The organism is Peribacillus folii (assembly GCF_030271255.1).
Taxonomy (GTDB): domain Bacteria; phylum Bacillota; class Bacilli; order Bacillales; family DSM-1321; genus Peribacillus.
Window position 1 is genome coordinate 109,904 of sequence record NZ_JASJOM010000008.1, and the last position, 24,719, is coordinate 134,622.

At 45.2% G+C, this 24,719-nt stretch carries 32 protein-coding genes; 14 read left to right on the plus strand and 18 right to left on the minus strand.

The annotated features are described in order from the left end of the window. Positions 1-27: 27 nt before the first annotated feature. The 4 genes from QNI08_RS15065 to QNI08_RS15080 form a co-directional block, all read right to left on the minus strand. Positions 28-720 (minus strand): 3D domain-containing protein, encoded by a 693-nt coding sequence (locus tag QNI08_RS15065; RefSeq protein ID WP_285768230.1) that lies wholly within the window; start codon positions 718-720, stop codon positions 28-30. 126 nt (positions 721-846) lie between these two features. Next, the gene (locus tag QNI08_RS15070; protein ID WP_285768231.1) at positions 847-1,164 is read right to left on the minus strand and encodes a YuiB family protein; all 318 of its coding nucleotides are present in this window, start codon (positions 1,162-1,164) and stop codon (positions 847-849) included. 108 nt (positions 1,165-1,272) lie between these two features. Beyond that, positions 1,273-1,752 (minus strand): NUDIX domain-containing protein, encoded by a 480-nt coding sequence (locus QNI08_RS15075; RefSeq protein WP_285768364.1) that lies wholly within the window; start codon positions 1,750-1,752, stop codon positions 1,273-1,275. A 118-nt stretch (positions 1,753-1,870) separates the two neighbouring features. Next, positions 1,871-3,088 (minus strand): NAD(P)/FAD-dependent oxidoreductase, encoded by a 1,218-nt coding sequence (locus QNI08_RS15080; RefSeq protein ID WP_285768232.1) that lies wholly within the window; start codon positions 3,086-3,088, stop codon positions 1,871-1,873. Between the two features lie 398 nt (positions 3,089-3,486). Between QNI08_RS15080 and QNI08_RS15085 the strand changes: the two genes are divergently transcribed. Together QNI08_RS15085 and QNI08_RS15090 are read left to right on the plus strand one after the other, a co-directional pair. Beyond that, positions 3,487-4,479: an NAD(P)/FAD-dependent oxidoreductase gene (locus QNI08_RS15085; RefSeq protein WP_285768233.1), complete on the plus strand. Its 993-nt coding sequence runs from the start codon at positions 3,487-3,489 to the stop codon at positions 4,477-4,479. 279 nt (positions 4,480-4,758) lie between these two features. Continuing rightward, on the plus strand, positions 4,759-5,400 hold the full coding sequence (locus QNI08_RS15090) for an SDR family oxidoreductase (protein WP_285768234.1): 642 nt from the start codon (positions 4,759-4,761) through the stop codon (positions 5,398-5,400). Here the strand turns inward: QNI08_RS15090 and QNI08_RS15095 are convergent. Next, the gene (locus tag QNI08_RS15095; RefSeq protein ID WP_285768235.1) at positions 5,375-5,728 is read right to left on the minus strand and encodes a hypothetical protein; all 354 of its coding nucleotides are present in this window, start codon (positions 5,726-5,728) and stop codon (positions 5,375-5,377) included. The two genes, QNI08_RS15090 and QNI08_RS15095, sit on opposite strands and share 26 nt — an antisense overlap. Positions 5,729-6,140: 412 nt before the next feature. Continuing rightward, positions 6,141-6,503, minus strand: a complete 363-nt coding sequence (locus QNI08_RS15100) for a HesB/IscA family protein (protein WP_285768236.1) — start codon at positions 6,501-6,503, stop codon at positions 6,141-6,143. A 208-nt stretch (positions 6,504-6,711) separates the two neighbouring features. On the opposite strand from QNI08_RS15100, the gene QNI08_RS15105 reads away from it, so the two are divergent. Further along, complete coding sequence (locus QNI08_RS15105) at positions 6,712-7,425, plus strand: DUF2225 domain-containing protein (protein ID WP_285768365.1); 714 nt, start codon at positions 6,712-6,714, stop codon at positions 7,423-7,425. A gap of 127 nt (positions 7,426-7,552) precedes the next feature. On the opposite strand, the gene QNI08_RS15110 is transcribed toward QNI08_RS15105, so the two are convergent. After that, the gene (locus tag QNI08_RS15110; protein ID WP_285768237.1) at positions 7,553-7,786 is read right to left on the minus strand and encodes a YuzB family protein; all 234 of its coding nucleotides are present in this window, start codon (positions 7,784-7,786) and stop codon (positions 7,553-7,555) included. Positions 7,787-8,094: 308 nt separating this feature from the next. Here QNI08_RS15110 and QNI08_RS15115 point away from each other — a divergent pair, with 308 nt between their 5' ends. After that, a complete protein-coding gene (locus QNI08_RS15115; RefSeq protein ID WP_285768238.1) occupies positions 8,095-9,162 on the plus strand; it encodes an NAD(P)/FAD-dependent oxidoreductase in 1,068 nt (355 codons plus the stop codon). 87 nt (positions 9,163-9,249) lie between these two features. On the opposite strand, the gene QNI08_RS15120 is transcribed toward QNI08_RS15115, so the two are convergent. Continuing rightward, positions 9,250-9,573, minus strand: coding sequence for a YuzD family protein (locus QNI08_RS15120; protein WP_285768239.1), 324 nt, complete (start codon positions 9,571-9,573; stop codon positions 9,250-9,252). Positions 9,574-9,740: 167 nt separating this feature from the next. Here QNI08_RS15120 and QNI08_RS15125 point away from each other — a divergent pair, with 167 nt between their 5' ends. Beyond that, positions 9,741-9,977: a NifU family protein gene (locus QNI08_RS15125; RefSeq protein WP_061142432.1), complete on the plus strand. Its 237-nt coding sequence runs from the start codon at positions 9,741-9,743 to the stop codon at positions 9,975-9,977. A 150-nt stretch (positions 9,978-10,127) separates the two neighbouring features. On the opposite strand, the gene thrB is transcribed toward QNI08_RS15125, so the two are convergent. The 5 genes from thrB to yutH all read right to left on the minus strand — a co-directional run bounded on the left by thrB (position 10,128) and on the right by yutH (position 15,643). After that, positions 10,128-11,066 (minus strand): homoserine kinase, encoded by a 939-nt coding sequence (gene thrB, locus QNI08_RS15130; protein ID WP_285768240.1) that lies wholly within the window; start codon positions 11,064-11,066, stop codon positions 10,128-10,130. Then, complete coding sequence (gene thrC / locus QNI08_RS15135; RefSeq protein ID WP_285768241.1) at positions 11,063-12,124, minus strand: threonine synthase; 1,062 nt, start codon at positions 12,122-12,124, stop codon at positions 11,063-11,065. The genes thrB and thrC overlap by 4 nt, the downstream gene beginning before the upstream one ends. Next, positions 12,121-13,419, minus strand: a complete 1,299-nt coding sequence (locus QNI08_RS15140) for a homoserine dehydrogenase (RefSeq protein WP_285768242.1) — start codon at positions 13,417-13,419, stop codon at positions 12,121-12,123. Before QNI08_RS15140 ends, thrC begins: the two co-directional genes overlap by 4 nt. A gap of 189 nt (positions 13,420-13,608) precedes the next feature. After that, complete coding sequence (locus QNI08_RS15145; protein WP_285768243.1) at positions 13,609-14,523, minus strand: L,D-transpeptidase family protein; 915 nt, start codon at positions 14,521-14,523, stop codon at positions 13,609-13,611. A 118-nt stretch (positions 14,524-14,641) separates the two neighbouring features. After that, positions 14,642-15,643, minus strand: coding sequence for a spore coat putative kinase YutH (yutH, locus tag QNI08_RS15150; RefSeq protein WP_285768244.1), 1,002 nt, complete (start codon positions 15,641-15,643; stop codon positions 14,642-14,644). Between the two features lie 172 nt (positions 15,644-15,815). Here yutH and QNI08_RS15155 point away from each other — a divergent pair, with 172 nt between their 5' ends. Next, positions 15,816-16,313 (plus strand): phosphatidylglycerophosphatase A family protein, encoded by a 498-nt coding sequence (locus QNI08_RS15155; RefSeq protein ID WP_285768245.1) that lies wholly within the window; start codon positions 15,816-15,818, stop codon positions 16,311-16,313. A gap of 73 nt (positions 16,314-16,386) precedes the next feature. Here the strand turns inward: QNI08_RS15155 and QNI08_RS15160 are convergent, their stop codons facing one another. Together QNI08_RS15160 and QNI08_RS15165 are read right to left on the minus strand one after the other, a co-directional pair. Then, a complete protein-coding gene (locus QNI08_RS15160) occupies positions 16,387-17,154 on the minus strand; it encodes a TIGR01457 family HAD-type hydrolase (RefSeq protein ID WP_285768246.1) in 768 nt (255 codons plus the stop codon). Positions 17,155-17,176: 22 nt separating this feature from the next. Beyond that, complete coding sequence (locus QNI08_RS15165; RefSeq protein ID WP_285768247.1) at positions 17,177-17,614, minus strand: DUF86 domain-containing protein; 438 nt, start codon at positions 17,612-17,614, stop codon at positions 17,177-17,179. 347 nt (positions 17,615-17,961) lie between these two features. Here QNI08_RS15165 and QNI08_RS15170 point away from each other — a divergent pair, with 347 nt between their 5' ends. Both QNI08_RS15170 and QNI08_RS15175 read left to right on the plus strand, forming a co-directional pair. After that, entirely contained in the window at positions 17,962-18,228 is a 267-nt protein-coding gene (locus tag QNI08_RS15170) for a DUF3055 domain-containing protein (protein ID WP_285768248.1), read from the plus strand. Between the two features lie 66 nt (positions 18,229-18,294). Next, the gene (locus tag QNI08_RS15175) at positions 18,295-18,582 is read left to right on the plus strand and encodes a cytosolic protein (RefSeq protein ID WP_285768249.1); all 288 of its coding nucleotides are present in this window, start codon (positions 18,295-18,297) and stop codon (positions 18,580-18,582) included. A 30-nt stretch (positions 18,583-18,612) separates the two neighbouring features. On the opposite strand, the gene QNI08_RS15180 is transcribed toward QNI08_RS15175, so the two are convergent. Beyond that, a complete protein-coding gene (locus QNI08_RS15180) occupies positions 18,613-18,888 on the minus strand; it encodes a YutD family protein (RefSeq protein ID WP_285768250.1) in 276 nt (91 codons plus the stop codon). Between the two features lie 114 nt (positions 18,889-19,002). On the opposite strand from QNI08_RS15180, the gene QNI08_RS15185 reads away from it, so the two are divergent. Continuing rightward, positions 19,003-19,659, plus strand: a complete 657-nt coding sequence (locus QNI08_RS15185; RefSeq protein WP_285768251.1) for a YhcN/YlaJ family sporulation lipoprotein — start codon at positions 19,003-19,005, stop codon at positions 19,657-19,659. A gap of 51 nt (positions 19,660-19,710) precedes the next feature. Here the strand turns inward: QNI08_RS15185 and lipA are convergent, their stop codons facing one another. Next, entirely contained in the window at positions 19,711-20,625 is a 915-nt protein-coding gene (gene lipA, locus QNI08_RS15190) for a lipoyl synthase (protein WP_483313781.1), read from the minus strand. A gap of 211 nt (positions 20,626-20,836) precedes the next feature. Between lipA and QNI08_RS15195 the strand changes: the two genes are divergently transcribed. From QNI08_RS15195 to QNI08_RS15215, 5 genes are all read left to right on the plus strand, one after another. Next, entirely contained in the window at positions 20,837-21,805 is a 969-nt protein-coding gene (locus QNI08_RS15195) for a M23 family metallopeptidase (RefSeq protein ID WP_483313783.1), read from the plus strand. 110 nt (positions 21,806-21,915) lie between these two features. Next, complete coding sequence (yunB, locus tag QNI08_RS15200; RefSeq protein ID WP_285768253.1) at positions 21,916-22,641, plus strand: sporulation protein YunB; 726 nt, start codon at positions 21,916-21,918, stop codon at positions 22,639-22,641. Further along, complete coding sequence (locus QNI08_RS15205) at positions 22,638-22,790, plus strand: hypothetical protein (protein ID WP_285768254.1); 153 nt, start codon at positions 22,638-22,640, stop codon at positions 22,788-22,790. Before yunB ends, QNI08_RS15205 begins: the two co-directional genes overlap by 4 nt. A gap of 48 nt (positions 22,791-22,838) precedes the next feature. Next, the gene (locus QNI08_RS15210; RefSeq protein ID WP_285768255.1) at positions 22,839-23,006 is read left to right on the plus strand and encodes a hypothetical protein; all 168 of its coding nucleotides are present in this window, start codon (positions 22,839-22,841) and stop codon (positions 23,004-23,006) included. A gap of 48 nt (positions 23,007-23,054) precedes the next feature. Further along, positions 23,055-23,201, plus strand: coding sequence for a hypothetical protein (locus QNI08_RS15215; RefSeq protein WP_285768256.1), 147 nt, complete (start codon positions 23,055-23,057; stop codon positions 23,199-23,201). A 368-nt stretch (positions 23,202-23,569) separates the two neighbouring features. Here the strand turns inward: QNI08_RS15215 and QNI08_RS15220 are convergent, their stop codons facing one another. Then, positions 23,570-24,667: an HD-GYP domain-containing protein gene (locus QNI08_RS15220; RefSeq protein WP_285768257.1), complete on the minus strand. Its 1,098-nt coding sequence runs from the start codon at positions 24,665-24,667 to the stop codon at positions 23,570-23,572. Positions 24,668-24,719 lie beyond the last annotated feature (52 nt).

A 24,719-nucleotide genomic window follows, 5' to 3' on the forward strand; every position in this document is an offset into this window, starting at 1 on the left:
TGCTGTGGGGAAACCATTTAAGCATGATTAAAACGCAAAGGATGATACATGCTTTTTCAACGCCTGTTCGTCCATTTTATGCTTGAATACCTGCCTGTTCTTCGCTTCATTCAGCTTGCTCAGCTGTTCCTCAGACAATGCGCCGGTCCCTTTTTGCACAACATAAACCTCAAGGGTTTTCTTGCCCCAGTTATCATACACATCCTGTACCGTTTCATAATAGAGGTCAAGGTGATTGCCCTTGATCGCTCCCCCCTTGTCGGCTACCACTCCATAGCCATAGCCAGGAATCCAGAGAATGGTTCCGAGCGGGAAGACGGCCAGGTCCGCGGCGATGGTGGAGAACACATCCCGTTTCACCTTCACTCCGGAATAGGTAATGCCATAGGAAGGGCTTTCCGGGTTTTTTCCGGTTGATTCATAGCCGGCTGTATACCCTGTAGCGAGCACTTCATGCTTAGGATACTTCAAAAGCTCGATGCCTTCCTCTATTGTCACCGGTCCATCACTGCTGGAAGCAGATGCCACTAATGTTGCCGTATGCTCCCCCGTATGGATGGTTTTGTATTCAAGCCCGAGCAATCGATGCTGTTTCATCGTCTCTTCGTATGGGTCAGTCTCAAGTTCAGCCCCAAAAACATGATTCAAGGTCGAGTCGATGGCCAAGATAAATAATATGATAATAGCAACCCTCAAAAATAATGCCTTACATATCTTCATATGTATTCCTTCCACTCCTCTCACAAGGATATTAGTTCCCTTTCCAGAGAGAAAGTATTCATAAACCGGCAAAACAACCTTTTTTCCAAACAAAAAAGGACCGTCCATGAAGACGATCCTCTTCGATCAAAACATTTGATATCCTTTTTTCCTTAACGTTTTAATGACCACACCAGCCAAAACGGCGCCAAGCAGCCCGCTTGATAATATGATGATGTCTGCCGAGTGCAAGGATGTAAGGCTCGTCCCAAGGCTTGAAAAGGACATTCCCGGGTTTCGGAAATATTCGATCAGCTTCGTTTCATTGACAATGACGATGAAGACGATCGGAAACAAAATGACCATGATCCATGATGAACGAAAAAGCATATTGAGCAAAAAGCCAATTCCGAAAAACAGTATGAAAAATAAGAGTATTGAGATAATTAAAACGGGCAATGGCATATGATTCTTGACCCTCCTTAAAAGCGACACCTTTAGTTTACTGAAAAAATAATTGCCCCGTCAACGACTTGATTCCAAATAATTCCGAGTGGAATATATTTACCCAATTCACATGAATAATTTATACGCTGTATAACCAAAATGATCGCCAGGGTTCAATCCATCAAGCATCTTTTGCATCCTTTCCTTTTTGAAAGCCAATAGCTGCTCCAATAGCAACGACTGCTTGCCCTCCTGCATCAGCAAATCAGGCTCATAAAATCTGGCTTCAAACAATTCATCCAATTGAGCGGTGACCTCGAAGCTGAGCGGTTTAAGTAAGAATACCAGCATATTATCACTGATTTCCCCTTTGATGACCCCGCTTCTCACGCCTATCATGCCTTCGATTTCCGCATGAATGCCCGTTTCCTCGAACACTTCCCTTACAACGGCCTCATCAACGGTTTCATCATTTTTGACAAACCCTGCAGGGAGCGACCATTGCCCTTTCAACCCGCCATACCTTTTGTTCACGACAAGCCATTCGCCTTTGTCGGATACTACCAGGCCAGACACTGCCAGCCAAACGTTTTTGCACCGTTCCACCAAGCTCCACATCTCCTATCATCTTTTTAAGCAAACTACTATTATTCAGCATCCATCGCTGCCGATAAAAAGCCATTCAGAGACGATCCCCAAATGGCCTTAGTTTATAGACAAAAAATCAAAGAATGTTGAACTTGCCTTTTTTTGCGACAAGGGAAGGACCGCCGATCATTAACAACGCCCTGTTATCGACCATTTTCTTCAAGAAGGATGCGGTCTTTCCAGTGACCTTCTTACCGAACACGACGCCAATTGCATTGTCATCGCCAAGTGAACAGACCGTTCCTTTATTCTCGAAAGTGAACGTGTCAAGGTCATTTTCATTACGGACCAGCTTAGTCAGGTTCTTCGCGATGACCTCACCCTGCTGCATGGCGATTTGGGCAGTAGGCGGATAGGGACGGTTGATTTCTTCATTGATGATCAGCGCACAATCACCAACGATGAAGATATCGTCATGCCCAGGGGCCCGCATATCTAGATTCACTTTAATTCGCCCGCGCATGGCTTCGAATCCGGAAGCCTCGATCACGGAGTTACCGCGGACGCCAGCTGCCCAAACCACGGTACCCGCCTTGATCTCCTCCACTTCTTCTCCCCCTTTTGATACGATGATGCCTTCAGGCGTCGCCCCCTTGATGGGAGTGCCGATTTTGAATTCCACGCCCTTTTTTTCAAGATATGAAACGGCATAGTCCACCAGCTCCGGATCGAAGCCGGGAAGGACGGCCGGGGCGGCCTCCACACAGTACATGCGGACCTTTTGGAAATCAATATCGTATTCTTTGCATAGATCGGGGACACGGTTTGCCAATTCGCCAAGAAACTCGATTCCGGTAAATCCGGCTCCCCCGACAACGATGGTCAAGCGGTCCTCATTCTTTTCTGCCTCGGAACTGTAAGTAGCGAATTGCAATTGGATATGATCACGGATTTCACGTGCAGTATTCACGTTGGAGATGGAGAAGGCATACTCCTTCAGCCCTTTGATTCCGAATGTTTCCGATTCTGGACCAAGCCCGATCACAAGATAATCATAAGATACTTCACCGTTTTCAAGAATGACCTTTTTGCGATCCGTCTTCACTTCCAAAACGGAAGCCTGGATGAATTTCACTTTGCTGCCGTTAATGACACTTTTAATCGGATAGCGGACACGATCATGATGAAGCGTCCCGGCAGATGCTTCATGCAGCCATGTAGTCTCATAGTGATAATCATTTTTGTTGACCAATACGATTTCTGCTTCATTCTGTCCCAGTGCCTTTTGCAAACGAGTAACGGTCATCAACCCGCCATAACCCGCACCTAACACAACGATAGTTGGCTTTTTCAAAGGAATCCGTCCACCTTTACGATTTTTTCTTGTGCTGCTTCCCATACCTGCAATCTATTTTCTATCTTATTAACCTCCATTATAAAAAGCACCCTTATGCATATGTGACCCATTTCACGTAACACTTCATATTTGTAATAAATGAACTATAAGTAAATATTAGTCTTTTTCGATAATTTTTTCAAGTAAGAACCTGGTCGTTTCCTCTCTGTTAAAAGCCCATTTACAGGGATTTTTCACCGGTATTTCATACACTTAAAACGAGTGCCAAGACTGCTGTTGAAGTGCAGCGGGATAATAGTCGAAACTTTCTAACTTTTTTCTCGTTTTTTCAAAGTTCATCTATGGTAAAATAAGAGAATATATTTCAGCAAACCTAGTATATCGGAGGGATAAAGTTGGAAGTTAACGAAAAGGTTTATGATATCACCATCATTGGCGGAGGTCCGGTTGGATTATTCACCGCATTTTACGGCGGCATGAGGCAGGCATCGGTAAAAATCATCGAAAGCCTCCCACAATTAGGCGGGCAATTATCTGCCCTTTATCCTGAGAAATACATTTATGATATCGCTGGTTTCCCTAAAGTGCGCGCACAGGAGCTAGTGAATAACCTGAAAGAACAAATGGCAAAGTTCGAACAGACCATTGTCCTCGAGCAAGCCGTGCAAGAAGTGGAAAAACAAGCAGACGGGGTCTTCAAGTTAACGACTGATAAAGAAATCCATTATTCCAAGACCATCATCATCACAGCTGGCAATGGTGCATTCCAACCACGCCGCATTGAAATAGATGAGGCAAGAGCATATGAAAGCAGCAACCTTCACTATTTCATCGACGATCTCAACCATTTCACAGGCAAGAAGGTTGCCGTTTTCGGAGGCGGTGATTCCGCTGTGGATTGGGCGCTCATGCTGGAGCCAATCGCCGAAAAGGTGAGCATCATCCATAGAAGGGATAAATTCCGTGCCCACGAGCATAGCGTGGAAAACCTTAAAAATTCAAAGGTAGACATCCTGACTCCATACATACCGGCAGATCTGATCGGCACTGAAGGACGGATCCACACAGTTGCCATCAAGGATCCCAAGGGCGAAGATACAGAAACCCTTGATGTGGATGCAGTCATCGTCAATTACGGCTTCGTATCCTCCCTCGGTCCGATCAAAAATTGGGGACTGGATATCCAGCGGAACAGCATCTTGGTCAACTCCAAAATGGAAACGAATATCCCCGGCATATATGCTGCTGGCGACATCGCAACCTATGACGGCAAAGTTAAATTGATTGCGAGCGGCTTCGGCGAAGCCCCCACTGCGGTCAATCACGCCAAGCAATATATCGATCCAAAAGCAAAGGTCCAGCCTATGCATAGCTCCTCGATGTTCTAATAAACCTATCACGGCAAAAAGGTTCCGGAATGATCTCCCTTCCGGAACCTTTTTTCTGGGATTCAGAGAATGTTTTGGGAATGATCCATTCAGAGTGAAACGGCTTCCAAACTCCCTGTTCGTTCAGCACCTCTCCCCCCTATATCCGGCATGTTATCCCCAATTACAGCCATGTGGATAACATTTTCCATTCTTGCCGTTAGTTGTCCACATGTGCTTAACCTCTAAATTCAAAGGGTAAAGAAGAGGAGAAGATTCAGAAAGGAGATCGAATACACTATGAATATTTTAATTGCAGGAGCTAATGGGGCGACCGGAAGGATGATCATTAAAGAATTATCAACAAATCCGGAAATGAATGTTTACGGAATGATCAGGAATGAAGATCAAGCTCAAACGATAAAAGAACTCGGCGGACATCCCATCCTTGCCGATTTAGAGGGAAATGTGGACAAAGCAGTGGATAACATGGAAGCGATCATCTTCGCGGCAGGCTCGGGACCAAAAACGGGACCGGATAAGACGACGGCTGTGGATAAGCTCGGAGCGATTAAACTCGTTGATGCCGCCAAGAAGAACGGAATCGATCGCTTTGTGATGCTGAGCTCAGTCGGCTCTGATAATCCAGGACAAGCTCAAGGCAGCATGCGTCACTATCTTGAAGCAAAGCACGATGCCGATGAACATTTAAAAGCAAGCGGACTGACTTACACCATTGTCCGCCCAGTTGCTTTGACCAATGACCAAGCTTTAGGCAAAATCCTTGCAGCACGAAAAGTGGACCATACCGACAAATCCATTCCAAGAGCCGATGTCGCCTCCGTTCTGGCCCAATCCGTCACAGAGGAAAGTACGTTCAATAAGACATTCGAGATTTTAAGCGGTGACCTGCCAATCAGGGAAGCATTGAAAGATAGTTAAGGTCAAAATTAAGCAGGGTATAGTGATCAACAGGGGACAAATTGAATTTGTCCCCTGTTGATTTCATTAAAAAATCTCCAATCGTTTTCAGCCCGAGTATTTTTCGGGCTTTCGCGGAGTTTTTCAGCCTTTCGATCACTTTTTTCGGCCGTTTGCGCAGTTTTTCCGACCTTTCGATCACTTTTTCCGGCCGTTCGATCGCTTTTTCCGGCCATTTGCGCAGTTTTTCCGACCTTTCGATCACTTTTTCCGGCCGTTTGCGCAGTTTTTCCGACCTTTCGATCACTTTTTCCGGCCGTTTGCGCAGTTTTTCCGGCCTTTCGATCACTTTTTCCGACCATTTGCGCAGTTTTCCGACCTTTCGATCACTTTTTCCGGCCGTTTGTGCAGTTTTTCCGCCTTTCGATCACTTTTTTCGGCCGTTTGTGTTGTTATTCCGGCCGTTCAATCGCTTTTTCCGGCCGTTTGCCCAGTTTTTCCGCCTTCCTATCGCTTTTTCCGGCCGTTTGCGCAGTTTTTCCGACCTTTCGATCGCTTTTTCCGGCCATTTGCGCAGTTTTCCGGCCTTTCGATCACTTTTTCCGGCCGTTGCGTTGTTTTTCCGGCCTTTCGATCACTTTTTCCGGCCGTTGCGTTGTTTTTTCGGCCGATCGGGATGAGCAGGTTCCGAAACTCCTTTCACTCAAAACTAAGGAGGGCACTTGTTAAAGTGCCCTCCTGTTCTGAACTATTAAGGTTTCTTAGCAATTCTCCGGCGTCCCTGCGTTCTTGGCCGTTTTGAAGGATGATCCGCATCCGCATGACGCGATGGCATTCGGGTTTTCGATCGTGAAGCCTCCGCCCATCATCGTTTGTTTATAATCAATGACTGTGCCATTCAATATATCAGCATCCTCGTTGTTCACAAGGATTTTAATTTCAAACTGTTCCAGCTGGGCATCTTTTTCTCCTGCCTCTTCTTCAAAACCCATCCCGTAGGATAATCCACTGCAGCCTCCGCCTTTAACGGCCACCCTTAAAAAGGATCCCTCTTCCCCATTGTGTTTCATCATTTCTTTTATCTGAAAAGCGGCAGCTTCCGTTATATTAACAACATCACTCACAATAAATCCCTCCTTCTTATGTTATGTGAGATAGACCATTTCTTCTTATAGTATATACCAAAGAATTTCCTGCGCTCAATCTTCCAGCTTAAAAAATTCGGAATTCCCCCGTCGATTTTACCAACATTAGCAACAATATAGTTTATAATAGGCATAAGGAATCATGCACTTAGACTCACATAAACCTTGATGCAAGGAGGGATTTCCCATCCATACTCTACATCCTCTTTACGACAAAAGCATGGAATGCCTGCTGTGCAAACAGACATCGACCACAAAAAAGGTTCGGTCACGTTTTGTAAAAGTAGCCAAATACGAAACAGACTTTTGTCCCATTTATACGGATTCATCCATTAATGCACTTTATTATACCATTTTTGTTTGCCCTCACTGCGGATTTTCCTATACCGAGGATTTCTCCCGCTACTTCCCTCCCGCAACCAAGGAAGCGATTGAGGAAAAAGTCAGTTCACGGTGGTTTCCCCAGCATTTCAGCAACGAGCGGTCGATTCATGATGCCATCAATACATACAAGCTGGCGAGTTATTGCGGTGCGTTAAAAAAGGAAAAACATATTATCCTGGCAGGCATCCATTTACGGATTGCCTGGCTATACCGGATTACCCAAAACGCGAAGCAGGAAGAAAGGTTTTTGAGATTCGCGCTTATGGAATATGAAGCATCCTATTCGACAGGCGACTTCATCGGTACCCGGGCTACCGAGGCCAAGATCTTATATCTCGCGGGCGACATTTCAAGGAGAATGGGAAATGACAAAGCAGCGATAAAGTATTTTTCATTAGTATTCGAAAGGCAAAAAAATGCCCGGGAAACCTCCCTCATCCAGATGGCCAGAGACCGTTTTCAGGAAATCAAGCACGAGCAGCGCAGCCGGACAAGCACCGCATCATTCATTCGCTAAACTGTATTTACAGGAGATTTTGGTGCCAATGGATTGGAATGAAACGCAAAAAAACTGCAGACAGACTCTTCATCCATCAAGAGTCTGTCTGCAGCCTGTCCTGCCGAGCCATCGATGAATCCCGCTTTCACATTTCAAATTCATCAATGAACTTATATATGTTTTCAACTAATTCATCGGTTGTGTCGCCAGAAACCACTTCGCCATTCACAAGCGCATATAAGTTACTGGAGCATTTGCCGCAATAACCCAGGCATCCGTACTCGATGATGTCCAAATTCGGATCCCGTTCCAATCTTTCCAGAGCCTCTTGCGCGCCGCTGGCTAGATTGCTTACACAAAATTCAATGATCGGATACATTGCCTCACCTCACCGTTACTAACAATTCATCTTATTACTTTTCCCATTTACAGTCAATATTTACGCATAAAAAAGAGGCCGATTTCAAGATATCGGTTGTAGTTTCCTTATATATTCGTTATACTTTTGTCGGGGTATGTAAAAAGAAAATTATTAAAAAATTTTTATTCTTACTACTAATGGGGTATATATATTCAATAAAAATGCTTAAGGTTCATTTGGGAGAATCCTTGAGGGAATACTTGTTTTTTTTACAAGTGAAACGCTTATCAAATTTTTCAAAGAGATCTAATAAAGGGGAAAATCATATGAAGAATTTAGTCATACTTGGTGGTGGGTATGGTGGTATGCGCATGCTGCAAAGATTGCTGCCTAATCAGCTTCCTGAAAATGTAAGCATCACGCTAATCGACCGCAATCCTTACCACTGCTTAAAAACGGAATATTATGCTCTAGCAGCAGGTACCATTCCTGATCAGCACATCCGTGTTGCATTTCCTGAACATCCTCGCTTGAAGAACGTATACGGAGAAGTACTTTCCATCGATATGGAAAATAAACAAGTCATTATCGAAAATCAAGAACCTGTCGTTTATGATGATTTAGTCATCGGCCTTGGCTGTGAAGATAAATACCACAATATTCCTGGTGCAGACACCCATACGTATAGTATCCAAACGATCGATAAATCACGCCGCACCTATTCAGCTTTGAATAATTTAGGTGCTGGTGCAACCGTGTCCATCGTGGGCGGCGGACTGAGCGGTGTCGAGCTGGCCAGTGAATTGATCGAGAGCCGTTCGGATTTGAACGTTAAACTATTCGATCGCGGCCCGCATATTCTATCTGCTTTCCCGGAAAGATTAAGCACGTTTGTCGAATCTTGGTTCGATAAACATACAATTGAAATCGTTCATCATTCAAATATCACCAAAGTCGAACCAAACCTGCTTTATAATGGCGACGAAGCTGTCCAAAGTGACGTCATCGTCTGGACTGCCGGTATTCAGCCGAGTAAAATCATTCGTGAGATGGATATTGAAAAAGATCGTCAAGGAAGAGCCGTCCTTACTCCTCAGCATTTCCTTCCATCCAATGATAGCATCTTTGTCGTCGGCGACTGTGCAAGCCTGCCGCATGCACCAAGTGCTCAATTAGCGGAATCTCAAGCTGAGCAAATCGTCCAAGTCCTTGTGAAGAAATGGGCAAATGAGCCGCTTCCTGAAAGCTTCCCTGCCATGAAGCTAAAAGGGACATTAGGTTCTCTAGGGAAAAAACAAGGTTTTGGCCTTGTAGCGAATCGCCCGATCACCGGAAGAGTGGCACGTCTCATGAAATCAGGCATCCTTTGGATGTATAAATACCATAACGGTTGATCTTCCATGTTCATCATAAACTGGCCCCAGAGCTGCGTGCAGCTCGCTTCATGGGTCAGTTTTTTCATTTCTTCCATTATATCACAATTACAATCCGTATCCATATTTCTCCATGGCTTCCACCACTTTTTTTAGCCGTACATTTCCTTCCGCGATGATTTCATCTTCAATGAGGACAAGCGGGTAAAATAAGTCTTCCTCGATCATCTTTGCCGCAAAGCTCTTTTGCTTCTGCTTTTCAGGTGGATTATACATATCGATATAGGAGATCTTGAATTCCTGGTCAGGAAACTTTCTTGATAAAGCGGCTTCAAGCCATTCACATGTATCTTTTGAAGAGGGCAGATTGACACAGCTCGCACAAATTTGCTCCGCCCCATAAACCTCTATTTCTATGTTTTTCTTTACCATACTCTTCCTCCTTCTTAGCGGTATATTTACAGCACCTTGATTACATGATAAGAACATTCACCTGTTTCCATCTTACATATATAATATAGATTATATTTCCGCAAAGTTACAGTTGGATTTTTTACTACCTTCGCATTATAATATGATTAGGAAAGGAGTCGATTGCAATGTCTAACCAAACAATGGAAGTCCAAGTTCAAGATGTTCTAGATAAGCTTCGTCCGTTTCTTCTTCGTGATGGCGGTGACTGTGAACTAGTTGACGTAGAAGATGGAATCGTTAAATTACGATTACTGGGAGCTTGCGGAAGCTGTCCAAGTTCGACCATTACGCTAAAAGCGGGGATTGAACGCGCCCTTCTTGAAGAAGTACCTGGTGTAGTGGAAGTTGAACAAGTATTCTAATATCCCTTTAAATAACATGCGACGTATGGATATACGTTCAATCATTTTCATGCAGACAGGACTCTTGCCTGGGCTGTTATAGAAATAAAGCTGACTCGGCTTTCGCCTTATCAAATGGATTGATGCGGCTCGACACGGGTCAGCTTTTTTTTATAAAAATTCCAATCCTTCTTTTTCCTGCTTCGAGAGAATGGCCGCATGACTGCCATCATTATCGATTTCCAGCTCTTTTACCATATAATCCGGAAATTCCACCTTCAATGCCGTGAGCACTGCCGGTGAACGTTCTGCGGATGTTAAGCTTAAAACGGTCGGTCCTGCACCGCTTAGCGCTGTCCCAAACCCGCCTTCCTGCAGGACGATTTCTTCTATACGGGCTAAATGTGGAACCAATTCCGCTCGATGGGGCTGATGGAAACGGTCGCTATGCATCATTTCGCCAACCAGCCTCCAATCCTTCGTGAGGACGCCGGCAAGCAAAACATTGGCGGCTGCACTTCCGGCTATCGCATCTTTAAAAGGCAGAGATGCGGGAAGGACATTCCTAGAATCCTCAGTCAGCAACTCAAAATCGGGAATGACCGCTATCACCTTGACTCCCTCGATTGGAAACGATACGACATCCGTCTTTTGCTCGGTATGCAGGCCCACGACCAAGCCGCCATATACTGAAGCCCCTGCATTATCCGGATGGCCTTCAAAAAGGGATGCCTGCCTATTCTTTTCATCATCGCTTAATTGGAGGTCACCTACGATGTTCGCCAATTCGATGCCGGCGACGATGGCAGAGGCACTGCTCCCCAGACCTCTTGCCAAGGGAATTTCGCTTGAGACGAAAAGCCGGCATGGAGATAGCTCCTTCCCGTATGCGGCCGCCGTTTTCTTGGCGACTTGAACGATATAATTTCGGTCATCCCTCGGAAAAACAGACATCTCTTCCGAAAGAGGGATGACTTCCCAATGATCTGATAAAGATCCGTGTATTTCCAAGTAAAGACCAAGCGCCAAGCCGATGGAATCGAATCCCGGGCCGAGGTTGGCCGTACTTGCCGGTACACGGATCAAGAACATCTCGGCTTCTGCGCTCATGCCTGCTTCACACCTTGCAGATGTTCTAAGATGACTTCTTCATCCATCGGCAGCAAGGTCGGCTGTATGGTACTTGTATCGACTGCCACATTCGGATCTTTCAGCCCATTCCCTGTCAATACCGCAACGATTTTACTGCCTTTTTTGATTTCTCCGCTTTTTAACTGTTTATAGATTCCGGCGATGGAAGCGCACGAAGCCGGCTCTGCAAAGACACCCTCTTTTTTAGCTAGGAAATGATAGGCTTCGAGAATTTCTTCGTCCGTCACCTCATCGATTTTACCCTTGGATTCATCCGCTGCTTGTACCGCGAAGTTCCAGCTGGCAGGATTGCCTATCCTGATTGCCGTAGCAATCGTTTCGGGATTCTCGATGATGCTACCCCTGACAATTGCAGCTGCTCCTTCCGCTTCGAATCCCCTCATTTCAGGAAGTCCCGTTTGTCTCGCTTCATGATACTCCTTAAAGCCTTTCCAGTACGCTGTTATATTCCCTGCATTTCCGACTGGAAGCGCCAATATGTCAGGTGCTGAGCCAAGCGCATCACAAATTTCGAAGGCCGCCGTCTTCTGCCCTTCGATCCGGTACGGATTGACGGAATTCACTAGTGTGATCGGCGAGCTCTCGCTAAGCGAACGGACGATTTTCAAAGCGTGATCGAAGTTCCCTTCAATCGAGATGATCTCCGCTCCGTACATAACGGCTTGCGCAAGCTTGCCCATGGCGATTTTCCCCTCGGGGATGACCACGATGCAGCGAAGGTTGGCGCGGGCGGCATAAGCCGCTGCAGCGGCTGACGTATTGCCGGTCGAGGCGCAGATGATCGTATCGCTGCCAGCCTCGACCGCTTTGGCTACAGCCATGACCATTCCGCGGTCCTTAAACGAGCCAGTTGGATTTGCTCCTTCATATTTCACATGCAGGTCGATTCCCCATTCTTCGGATAAACGGTCCAATCTTATCAAGGGCGTATTTCCCTCCAGAAGGGAAAGTGCAGGTGTGTTTTCATTGACGGGTAAAAAATCCTTATACGTGCTTATAAGTCCTTGCCAGCTCATTTATTTTCCTCTCCTTCAACTCTATATGTGCTTTTCACTTCACGTACCATATTGTAATCATGTAATTTCTGTTTAATTTGCTCAAATGCAGCCAAAGTGGCAGTATGCGTAACCAACACGATTTCGGAGGATTCCTTTTCATCAAGCGGCAATTGCAGGATTTTGTCGAACCCTACCCCATGCTCTGCAAACAAATTCGTGATCCTTGCCAGCACGCCCACTTCGTCCTGAACGTGCAATCGCAGGAAGAACTTCGCATAAATTTCCGTAGCATCTTTTAATTGCTTCGGGTATTGTGGTGAAACGGCACTGCGTCCGTTTACGCCAAGCCTCATATTCTTGATGACCGTGACCATGTCGGAGACGACGGCAGTGGCTGTCGGCAGACTGCCCGCTCCTGGTCCGTAGAACATCGTTTCTCCTACTGCCTCCCCATACACGTAGACGGCATTATATTCATTGTTGACCGATGCCAATGGGTGCGCTTCCGGAAGCAGCGCGGGCTGGACGCTCACTTCCACTCTTTCACCTGCCCTTGAGGCTACGCCGATCAATTTCATTGTATATCCAAGCTTTTTACTATATCTCAAATCCTCTTCGGAAATCTCGGTGATTCCCTGTACCTCGACATCATTCAAACCGATGTTCATCGAGAAGCCGAGCGTGGACAGTATCGCCATTTTACGGGCTGCATCCAATCCCCCTACATCTGCTGTCGGATCGGCTTCGGCAAAGCCTAGCTCCTGGGCTTCCTTCAGGACGTCATCATAAGCTCTGCCTTCCTTGCTCATTTTCGTTAAGATGAAGTTCGTCGTCCCATTGACGATCCCCATCATTTTCGTGATCCGATCCGAAGATAGTCCATCGACAAGTCCTCGTAATATCGGAATCCCCCCGGCAACACTCGCTTCATAGAATAAATCGCATTGATTTTCGGTAGCCAGTTCGAGCAGCTCCGGCCCGTATAAGGCCATTAAGTCCTTATTGGCGGTAACGATATGCTTTTTATTTTTTATTGCTTTTGTCAAATAATCGCGTGTTTCCTCAATTCCGCCCATGACCTCGATCACGACATCAATTTCGGGATTCGAAAGGATATCCTCGGGATTGTCCGTCAGCATGCCTTTATCGATCTCGACAAGCCGCTCCTTGGTCGTGTCCTTGACTAGAACCTTCTTGATGGATATGGAACAGCCCACCTGATGCATCAGCTTGTCCTGATGACTTTCAATGATTTGGACGACTCCTGATCCGACTGTACCTAACCCCAATAAACCGATCGAGATGACTTTCATATTTGGCTCCCCCTTAAAAACTGTTTATCTACAGAAAACATTTGTATTTGTATAGTAGACATTATAAGTTCAATTCATATAATTATCAATAGTTAGAAAAAAAGGATACACGCGCTTTTTATGTTCAACCCTTGATGGAGCAGGCATGGATGCCGTGAACATTTTTAAGGGAAAACCCTTTCCCCATTCTTACTTAACGGATTTCAGTGACTCTCCCGTTCCCATAATGATTTGCGGTTTTTGCTCGGGGTCGAGCCATTTAAGCAAACCGAGGACATTACTTTCCGCAGTTGCCACGCAGCCCGCAGTCGGCTTCGTTTCCCCTCTCCATACATGAAGGAAGATTGCACTGCCTTTTCCTTTTATGATTGGATTCGTATTATAATTGATGACCGCACCGTATTTATAGAGTTCATGATTCATCCTTTCAAAGGACTTCCATTTATCGGCAGGGTTGCCCTTATAGGTTTTCCACTTGTTATAATCCTGCGATGCTTGATCGTCCACCCAATAATCATATTTGTTCGTTTTCTTATAGCCCATCTTTACGCCGGCCGGCTTCGTTTCGCTTCCAAACGCCGTCCCGAATGAGTATATTCCTACAGGGGATTTTCCATCCCCCTCCCTTTTGCTTGTCGTGAACCCATTCTTCCCAATGACGCCCTTCATCTTCTGCAATGCGCGGCGCCACTCCCCGCATTTCTTTTCAAATGGCTGGACTGTCACTTTCGTATCACTCATTGATTTCCCTGTCACCGATACAACCTGATTGACGCCTTTTTTTGCATCGAACTTCTTCAGCAGGGCTTTTTCTTCCGCGCTGAAAACCTCCCTTGCATTCGTCATGCTGATATAAGCGGTCTTTTTCGCGTGGCATACTTTGTACCAGCTTCCGGTCCTGCCACTGACCGATAATTCATCATTCTTCTTATACGTTTTCAAGGTTTTGCTTGCAGCAGAAGCCTTTTCCTTCACATCAGCAGTCGTCTTGAGGACGATTTTGTATGCTGACGCTTCACAGCCTGTTTTCGTTTCAGCCTCCGCAGGCAAGGCGGCTTGAAAGCCCAACAGGAGTAAAAGGGCTGCCATGATCATCTTTTTCATCGACTCTTCCTTTCCCATCTTGGATGAATTGTTGGATAAAATCAAACTATTCAAAAAAATCTTGTTATCATCATAACATAGTCACTCTGGATGAATCATATTTCTTTCCAGTTTTCAGTTAAATCCAATCAATTTTGGGCAAATCGTATTGTTTGGCCGGAACCTCCGCCAAATCATAAAAATGCTTGAGGAACGTTTCATATTGTTGCGATGCTTTCGTAATTTGTGCGATTTTATCTTCCAGCTCATTCGCTCTTGTTTCCGTCGTCTTGGAGAAATATTCTTCGACCGTTTCAAAATAATGAATCGGAAATAACATTCTCGAATATAGCAGCCGTGCCGAAAAACTGGAAAATGGTTCGATTGCTTGATATTCTTGAAAAAAGCGGCCGATGCCGCGCTGATGCGTGTGCACATTCTGAAAATAGTGTTCCCTCACCCATTCTGCGACATCCCTCGTCCCGTGGTCGAATACCCAATCGAACGGATTTTTCATCCAATTATTGCTTTTCCAGGTATCGTGTAAAAAACGTTCGTAGCAAACCGTTCCGCTATCGACAATTTGCGGCGTATCATCAATTTCCGTGTCGACTAAATATTGAATCGCATTTTCACCTAGCACCATATAATAGGGAAAGGTTTCTATAAACAATTTTTCGAATTGGTTATCAGGATGGGCGGTCAGCTTATCCCTCCATATCCTTTCCAGTTGATCGATCCTTTGTTCCCAGAGCTCTTTCCATTTACCAATTCTCGAGCAGGCGGAAATCGTCTCATTAATCCCTCTCCCACGCTGATGGAATCTTGCCAATCGTCTTCCTGGATTGAAATTCTTCGGGCCATCCAAGGCCTGATTGCCCAGTAGGATGAATAATTGTTCATCTGCTTCCGAAACATAACTGCCATGATTGGCCAAGATGAACACCGAAACATGGCGATCACCTTGCGAAATCATATGCTGTGACATTTTATGGCGTTCGATCAGCTCCTCCTGTTCCATATTCTCTATCGGAACGATGCTGTAAACCATATTTCCTGAATGAAAGCTAGGAAAACGGCTATTGGCCTCTTCGCGCTCCACTTGGATACCGTAATTATGAAAAATGATTTCTTCTATCATGGAATGGCCCCCTTCATTAAATGGATATAATAGAAATAGTGGACATCATATACTTATATATATGTGGAATAACCCGTTTTCTGAATGATTATCGAAACCTTTTGGAAAAACGAACAATCAAACGATCTGCACTAGAACTTATCCCTAATAATATAGAGAAATGGGTGATGACATGGTCAATATCGAACAATCAATGTCCGAAAAGACTGCTCGTCGATGGCTAAGTGAACGAGGAGTTAAATTGGAGGATATCGCTGAGCTTGTCATGTATTTACAATCCAGCTATCATGAAAATCTCCAAATGTCCGATTGCCTCCACAACGTCGAACGGGTCCTTTCAAAACGCGAGGTGCAAAATGCCATCCTGACCGGCATCCAGCTCGATATGCTGGCTGAGAAAAAATTACTTGAGGAGCCCCTGCAAAGCATCATTGAAATAGATGAAGGACTATATGGAGTCGATGAAATATTGGCTTTTTCAATCGTCAATGTGTATGGATCGATCGGTTTTACCAATTATGGCTTCATCGATAAACAAAAACCGGGCATCTTAAAATATTTGAATGATAAAAGCACAGGCAAGGTCAACACCTTTTTGGATGATATTGTCGGGGCCATCGCCGCTGCCGCTTCAAGCCGGCTTGCCCATCGAACCGAAAATGCCGAATGAATGCACTTGACCTCCTAACAAGAAAAGGGCACAAAAAAAAACCAGGGCCGCCAAGGGCAGACCTGGTTTTTTTTCATTCGAAGCGCCAGAGATCAAGCGTGTTGACCACATAGGTTGGCTGCTGCTCATATTGCTTCAGGCGTTCTGCATTCGTCACGCCCGTATGGACTAGCAAGGTATCGATGCCAGCATTGATTCCTGCCATGATATCCGTATCATAGTTATCGCCGACCATGATCGTATCTTCTTTAGGAACCCCTAAAACTTGCAGCGCCTGCTCGACGATGACCGATTCAGGCTTCCCGATGAAAATCGGCTGCACCTGGGTCGAAACGGAAACGACGGATGTCAAAGCGCCGTTTCCTGGCATCAGACCTTGTTCAGTAGGGATGGCGATGTCGCCGTTGGTCGAGATGAAGACAGCGCCATTCCGGACCGCCAGGCAGGCCTTCGAGAGCTTTTCATAGTTGACGCCGCGATCGATGCCCATCACCAGGAAGTCTGGATTGTCATCCACCAGCTTCATTCCTTTTTCCTTGATCGCCTCGATGATCCCTTCTTCACCCACGACATAGACGGACGCATCTTTTTTTTGTTGGGCTATGTAATTCGCCGTCGCCATGCTTGTCGTGAAAACTTGATCATCTTCCGTGGCAATCCCGATGCTCCTCAATTTATCCGCGACCTGTGCCGGGGTCCGGGACGAGTTGTTCGTCACGAATAAGTAAGGGATGTCCCTTTTCCTTAAGTCATTGATGAACCCGGCCGCTTCGGCAATTTGTTCCGTCCCGCGATACATGGTGCCATCTAAATCAATTAAATATCCTTTGTACGACTTCATTTAGTTCGCCTTCCTAACGCTGCTAGTTTTTAAAAGCTGATACAGGGCCCAATTGGTTCTTTAAGTAGTCCCTGACCGAATCAGGGAATGATTTGAATGCCTCGATATTTTCCTTGAATACGGAAAGAAGCTCCCGATGATCGACCTCGATGAAATCCTGAACCACCATTTTCCTTAATGGCAGCGCTTTTTTAAATTGCATCGCTTTATCCTCGGAAATGACTTTTTCATCATGGAGGATATCGATAATATCATCATAGCTGCCTGGATCCCGCATGATGAACCCATCAATGATCGCATTCCCTGCATCAAGCACCGAATCAATCGAAGTATGTACGAGCCTTTCTGCGATAAGCTCCGAATGGTCTCCCTCCCAATTATCCAGCGCTTCAAAAAGTCCAAGCTGCTTTTCAAGAAAAACCAATAGTTGTTCAATCTTTTGACGGTCTACAAAGTACATTTTTTCCAGATCCTTTCTGATCTAAGGTGATATGGGGATCATTGCTAAAATTGACTGGCAAGCATGGTCATATCCCTATGCCAAACCCGCCTCATTACTTGATGATACCATAGCTTCTCCCACACTCTCAATTCCTTCCGCCCCATTCCCTTTAAATGGCGGATGACCACCGAATACCGGCCATGATCGTGACTTTTTTTATTCTTAACGAATATCCCTTGATCGATGCTGACTATCCTCCCTGTGTCACGCAAGGTAGCATCAAGCATAATCTCAAAATGACTGTTCCCCTATTAAAGTCGCTTTGTTATGATGTAACTACAAATAAATAACAAGGGAGTGGTACGATGAAGGATCGTTTTTATTTATACAACGATGTCGTGGATACGAAAACCCGTTTCGTCAGTTTCATGGGGGAAGAGTCAAGATACGATTTGGCAATCACGACAACCGATCGTTTCTATGGAAAAAAACTTGTGCTGAATATGCAGAGCAATCGTTTCGCCATAATCGGTCAGGATGATTTGGAAGAGGAAGGCTACCTAGAGCATGCCTTTCAGCTGTCAGAAGCGGAGGCGGAAGAACTCGGTCACTTTTTGATGGAAATTGTCTAAAAGGCTGAAGTTTTCTTCCTTAATGGGAAACCTACTGAATGTACGAATACATGAGGGGGGATTACCTTGGACAAAGAAGAGTACCATGACTTTTCCAATGTCGAAAAGCAGCGGGATTATTTAATCCCTGAAGAATTTCCCGAAGGGCCCTTTGGATCACCCATAGCAAAAGATGAACCGGTCGAGAATAAAAGCACACCATGGCAGGAAGGGCAACGGTACCAGAGTGCTTTCAATTATGAAAACAAATCGCTGCACGAAGACTTGCCCCGAAAATACCCCGGTGCTCATCCGACACATGATGATCCAAACAAAGATGAACAGCCGCCATACAAAGGCTACGGAAGCTCTTGATTCGCAAGGCCAGAGCATTTCTGGCCTTTTTCATTTCCTGATCTTCTTCGCGACGAAATATGGGCAGCCAAAATTGCAATATTCATATAAGTATTCACTTAGTGTGCTGATTTTCGTGTCAAAGGTCGCCTTCTGATTCTTATCATCAAAAAATCCCCGCAGCCTTAATTGGCCGTAGCCCCAATCCCCCACAATATAATCATACTTCGTTAAAATCTCGCTGTACCTGGCTTTAAAGGCTTCTTCGTTATAGCCTTCCCTTTCATCCTCGATTATTTCATAGGACATGTTATTGATCGTAATCATTGCTTTTCACCTCACCTAAATACGTTCCTTCTTTAAATTATAACTGATTCCCCATCAATTACTAAGCGAAAAATAGAGAAATATGTTCATCCTAACATTACGGGGGTGTTATTGATGAAAAAGACAATCTTGACGATAAGCTTAAGCTCGATCATTGCGCTGGCCGGATGCTCCGATAAACAAGAGCAGGGGCTCGGTGCAAAGAACCATGCAGGCAACCCAACAAACGTTAATAATCCCACTCAGTACTATGACGAGGATTATCGAAATCATGATAACAAAAGCGACGATTTCGGCTTTACCCGGACGAATAAGACGACCATTGACGGACGAAATGTTTCCAACAAGACCGCTTCCATCGATCGTGAACAATTATCGGATGTCATTTCCAAGCTCAGTGTACAGATCCCGAATGTCAATGATGTATCCACCCTTGTGACCGACGAGGAAGTTCTCATCGTATATGATACAGACACCAAGGATAGAACGGATACCGCCGACCAAGTGAAGCGCACTGCCATGTCCGTCGTCCCTCGTTACTATCATGTATATGTTAGTGATGATCCCACGCTTGCCCAGAATGTCGAGAATTTCGCAACATTGAAATCAGGCAGCAAAGGGATTGACTATACAATCGAGCAGACCATCAAAAGCATGCTCAAGTCACCCCAAGGATACAAAATGAGTGATGTCGAAAATGAAAACGGGGAAATGATTAACGATAAAAGAGATCATCACGATAACATCAAGCAAAAGATGAGCAATCTTTAATGGATAATAATAAAGAAAGGACCGAAAACTTTTCGGTCCTTTCCGTTCGTTCTATTTCAGTAGTTCTTCACCTTTGCTTTGCCTATTCTTCGCCGCTGCATTGACCTGTTCATCCGCATGATAGGAAGAACGGACAAGCGGACCGGATTCACAGTGGCTGAAGCCTTTTTCCAAAGCGCGGTCTTTCAATTCAGAAAACTCTTCGGGCGTGTAGTATTTAAGAACTTTTAAATGCTTTTTGGTCGGCTGTAAATACTGGCCGATCGTCATGATATCGACGTTATTCGCCCTAAGGTCATCCATCGTTTCAAGGATTTCCTCCCGTGTTTCGCCAAGACCGACCATCAAGCTTGATTTTGTCGGGATTTCCGGATACAATTCCTTGGCCCTTCTCAATAGCTCCAATGAACGCTCATATTTTGCCTGGGCCCGTACGCGGTCCGATAACCTTCTGACCGTCTCTATATTATGATTGAGAATGTCCGGCTTCGCATCCATCAAGGTCTTGATGTTTTCATGCAGGCCGCCCATATCGGAAGGCAACACTTCAATGGTAGTGAATGGATTCTTGCGGCGGATGGCACGTACCGTTTCAGCAAAAACCTCTGCGCCTCCATCGTTTAAATCATCACGGGCAACGGCCGTAATGACCACGTGTTTCAAATTCATCAACACAACGGAATCAGCGACCCGCTCAGGTTCAGCCCAGTCCAGTTCATTGGGACGCCCAGTTGTAACCGCACAAAACCGGCAAGCCCTCGTACATATTTCCCCCAGGATCATGAAGGTCGCCGTTCTTCTCACTGCCCAGCATTCATGGATATTCGGGCATTTCGCTTCCTCACAGACCGTATGGAGATTTTTCTCTCGCATCATATTTTTTAAACCAAGGTAATTTTCATTAGTATTAAGCTTTATTTTTAACCAATCTGGTTTTCGAAGAATTTCTTTATTTGTAGAAGACACGGAAATGTCACTCCATTCTATAGAAATTAACACACCCTACTTTAACAATAATAAAGCATTTATACAAGTTATAGTTGGATTCCCATTATTTATTTTTCATGTTTGAAGCCAAATCAGCAAGACTATAAAAGATGGATGGACTGATGTTTTTATAAATACGGATCGTATCATGAAAGGAGCTGCCCCGTTGAAAAAATTATTCTTTCTTACCATGGCTTGTTTGTTCACACTGATTGGCCCAAGCAATGCGGCTCGTGCTGCTGTCGATAACCCTGAAGCATATGCCGGGAGGATGGCGCTGTATAAAAATATGGAGGCGACCCTCCAGATCCCCTGGTATTATCTTGCTGGAGCCGATCAATATGAACATAGCATCAGGCGTGCACGGCCAGATCTGGAACCGGTAAAGGGATTGATTGGCATCAATATCGACCCTTCAAAATGGATAGGTGCCCTTAACCCCGATGTAAACGATGTGAATCCGCTCACGATCACCTTTTTTGATGGCTTGGGCGTGGATGGAAATGGAGATGGCAAGGCGGATATCACGAATGATACGGACCGTTTATATGCGTTTTCAAGACATCTCCGTAATTATGGCACGGATGAAGACAATATCCGTATCGGCCTTTGGGATTATTATAAACGTGACAAAGCCGTAAGCATCATCATGGGCAATGCAGAGATTTATAAAAAATATGGCCGCCTCGATTTACAGGAAAAGGCCTTCCCGGTTCCCGTTCGGACCCATTATACGTATCTAAATACCTGGGGTAGCGCTCGCGGCTGGGGCGGCAGGAGAATTCATGAGGGCACCGACATCTTTGCTGATTATAGCCTCCCGGTTCGATCGACCAGCTACGGGATCATTGAAATGAAGGGCTGGAACAAATACGGCGGTTGGCGGATAGGCATACGCGATTTGAATAATACGTATCATTATTTTGCCCATTTAAGCGGGTTTACCGATGGACTGAAGGTTGGGCATATTGTCGAGCCAGGACAAGTCATCGGAGGAGTCGGCAGTACAGGCTATGGTCCTCCAGGAACATCCGGTAAATTCCCGCCCCATCTTCATTATGGGATGTACAAAGACAACGGCCGTACGGAATGGAGCTTTGACCCTTACCCGTACTTGAAGATGTGGGAAAGAAAAGATTTGGCCAAAAAGCGAAACTAGGCGGCGAGGAATTTGCGCTGCTTTTTTTTGATTCGTACATATTCCCCTGAAGCTTACGCATAGGTATTATTAAAGGGGGCTAAAGCGTGTTCCGAAAAAGATTTCGCCCAATGAAATTCAAAAAAAAGGGGCCTCTTCCCACCCGAAAAGTATTTCTATATTCATTCATCCTTTTTATCATATCAAGCATCATGACGCTTTGGTACGTTGATAAAACCATCGAACCTATAATCATGAATGTAGCCGAAAATGAAATTAAGCGGATTGCCACGGAAACAATCCATGAATCGGTCGATGAGAATATCTCCAAGATTGATATGAAGGAAATCATCACCAACAATAAAGGCAGCGAAGGCGTCAGCTCCTCCTATAGCTTCAATCCAGTCATATACAGTAAATTGCGCGCTAACATCACGAACGACATTCAAAGGAAGCTCGGCATCAAGCAGGGAAATCCGTTTAAAACGGGTTCAGCCAAAATTAATGACGAACAATATAAAAGCGTTGTCTACTATATACCTTTAGGCGTCGTAACCGGAAATAACCTCCTTTCCAACTACGGACCTGAAATTCCAGTGAAAATGTCCGTCATCGGCAACGTTGAGTCCGACCTGCGTACAAAACTGACGAATGCAGGCATTAATAATGTTTATTATGAACTGATCGTTGATTTTGACGTCAACATCCAAATCGTCATCCCCTCTTTCACGAAAGAGACCAAGGTCAGCCAGGAAGTGACAGTCGGCAGCTTACTGATCGAAGGTGATGTACCAAGTTACTTCAGTAATGGCAATGGGACCGTCGCGCCTGCCATCATGAAGGAAAACAAGAAATGAAAAAACAAGCGTACCATAAAAAACGTACCCTATGGAATGGACGCGTTGCCAAACTGAAGCTCAAATTCGCGAGTAAAAGCACGAAACTCGCGAGTAAAGCAGGTAAATTGGCGAGTAAAGGCACGAAACTCGCGAGTAAAGTGGCTTAATTCGCGAGTAACGGCTCCGTATTGGTGAAAAAAAGCAGGAATGATACGATGAACCTGAGCTTAAAGCACGAAATGCGCATGAAACGGACCCAATGCCCTGTGAAAAGCGCATTTTTTATGAGAATCTGCCTCATATTGGGGGCAAAGCTCAAATTCGCGAGTAAAGCAGGTAAATTGGCGAGTAAAAGCACGAAACTCGCGAGTAAAGTGGCTTAATTCGCGAGTAACGGCTCCGTATTGGTGAAAAAAAGCAGGAATGATACGATGAACCTGAGCTTAGAGCACGAATTGCGCATGAAACGGACCCAATTCCCTGTGAAAAGCGCAATTTTTATGAGAATCTGCCTCATATTGGGGGCAAAGCTCAAATTCGCGAGTAAAAGCACGAAACTCGCGAGTAAAGTGGCTTAATTCGCGAGTAACGGCTCCGTATTGGTGAAAAAAAGCAGGAATGATACGATGAACCTGAGCTTAAAGCACGAATTGCGCATGAAACGGACCCAATGCCCTGTGAAAAGCGCAATTTTTATGAGAATCTGCCTCATATTGGGGCAAAGCTCAAATTCGCGAGTAAAGCTGGTAAACTCGCGAGTAACGGCACGAAACTCGCGAGTAAAGTGGCTTAATTCGCGAGTAAAGCAGGTAAATTGGCGAGTAACTCAACCTTAGAAAATCCGTTCCATCCCACCGCACTGAGTAGTAAGTGCAAAAAAATGCCGTCTGCAAAAAAGCAGGCAGCATGTCTTCGTCCTTTTTAAAGAATGCCCTTACTAAGGGTATTAGGCTGGTTCTTGTATATTCAAGCATTTCATGATCAGCAAATGCAGGTTCTTATTCAGGTCCACTTCATAGGGTTCTTTGATTTGTTCCCCATTTTCCTCGAGGATCCTTATCATCGGACGGTCTCCTATCCCTTCATTTTGAGCGGATACGACCCCTTTTCTCCCATCATTCAATTCTACGGATAGACCGTTCGGGTAGATGGCGACAGCTCTGCGGAAGGCTTCGATGATCGTATTATCGAACTTTTTCCCGACCCCTGCATAAAGGACCTCCAGCCCTTCATGCGGCAGCATCGCCTTACGGTAAACCCGATTGGAGGTTACGGCATCGAACACGTCTGCAACGGCAATGATTTTACAAAAGTAATGGATTTCGTCCCCTTTGATCCCGCGTGGATATCCAGAGCCATCCAACCTTTCATGGTGCTGGTAGGCACAATTGGCAACGATAAGCGAGACGGTATGGATATTCTTGATTAGATGGAAGCCGTATTCGGCATGCTTCTGGATTTGTTCGAACTCCTGCTCCGTCAGCTTACCGGGTTTCCGGAGGATATCTAACGGGACAAGCATTTTACCGACATCATGCAAGATCGCTCCCAAACCAAGTATCTCCAGGTTTTTTTCGTTTATATTCAGTTCCAACCCGATTGCCAGTGTATATAAGGTGACGTTAAAGGAGTGAGTGAAGATATAATCATCGTATGTATATACATCCGCCAATAATGTCATGAGTTCTTTATTGCTTTTCAGCTCTTTCATGATGCTGCGGACCAATTGGGTGAACTTGACGTTAGCCTGCTCTATCGTGAACGATGCATCCAGGTTGATTTTGTCCTTCATATCCTGGAACGTCGATTCAATCGTATTGATCGCTTCTCTCCTAAGCTTCCCGGAAACTGGTGGCATTGGTATAATGTCATCTGTCCTTGGATCTTGAATGTAGACAAAGGGAATATTCAAGGAAACCAGTCGTTCGATCATTTTCTGTGTTAGTGTCAGTCCCTCGCATAATAGGATATGGCCCCGCTCATTATAAATGTTTTTTCCGAGCCTGGATCCAGGGCTTAAGGACTTTGTAATAGCTAGCCTCATACTTGTACTCCATTTCCCCATTCAAGATTTGGTATAAACCCGTTTCTTTCCT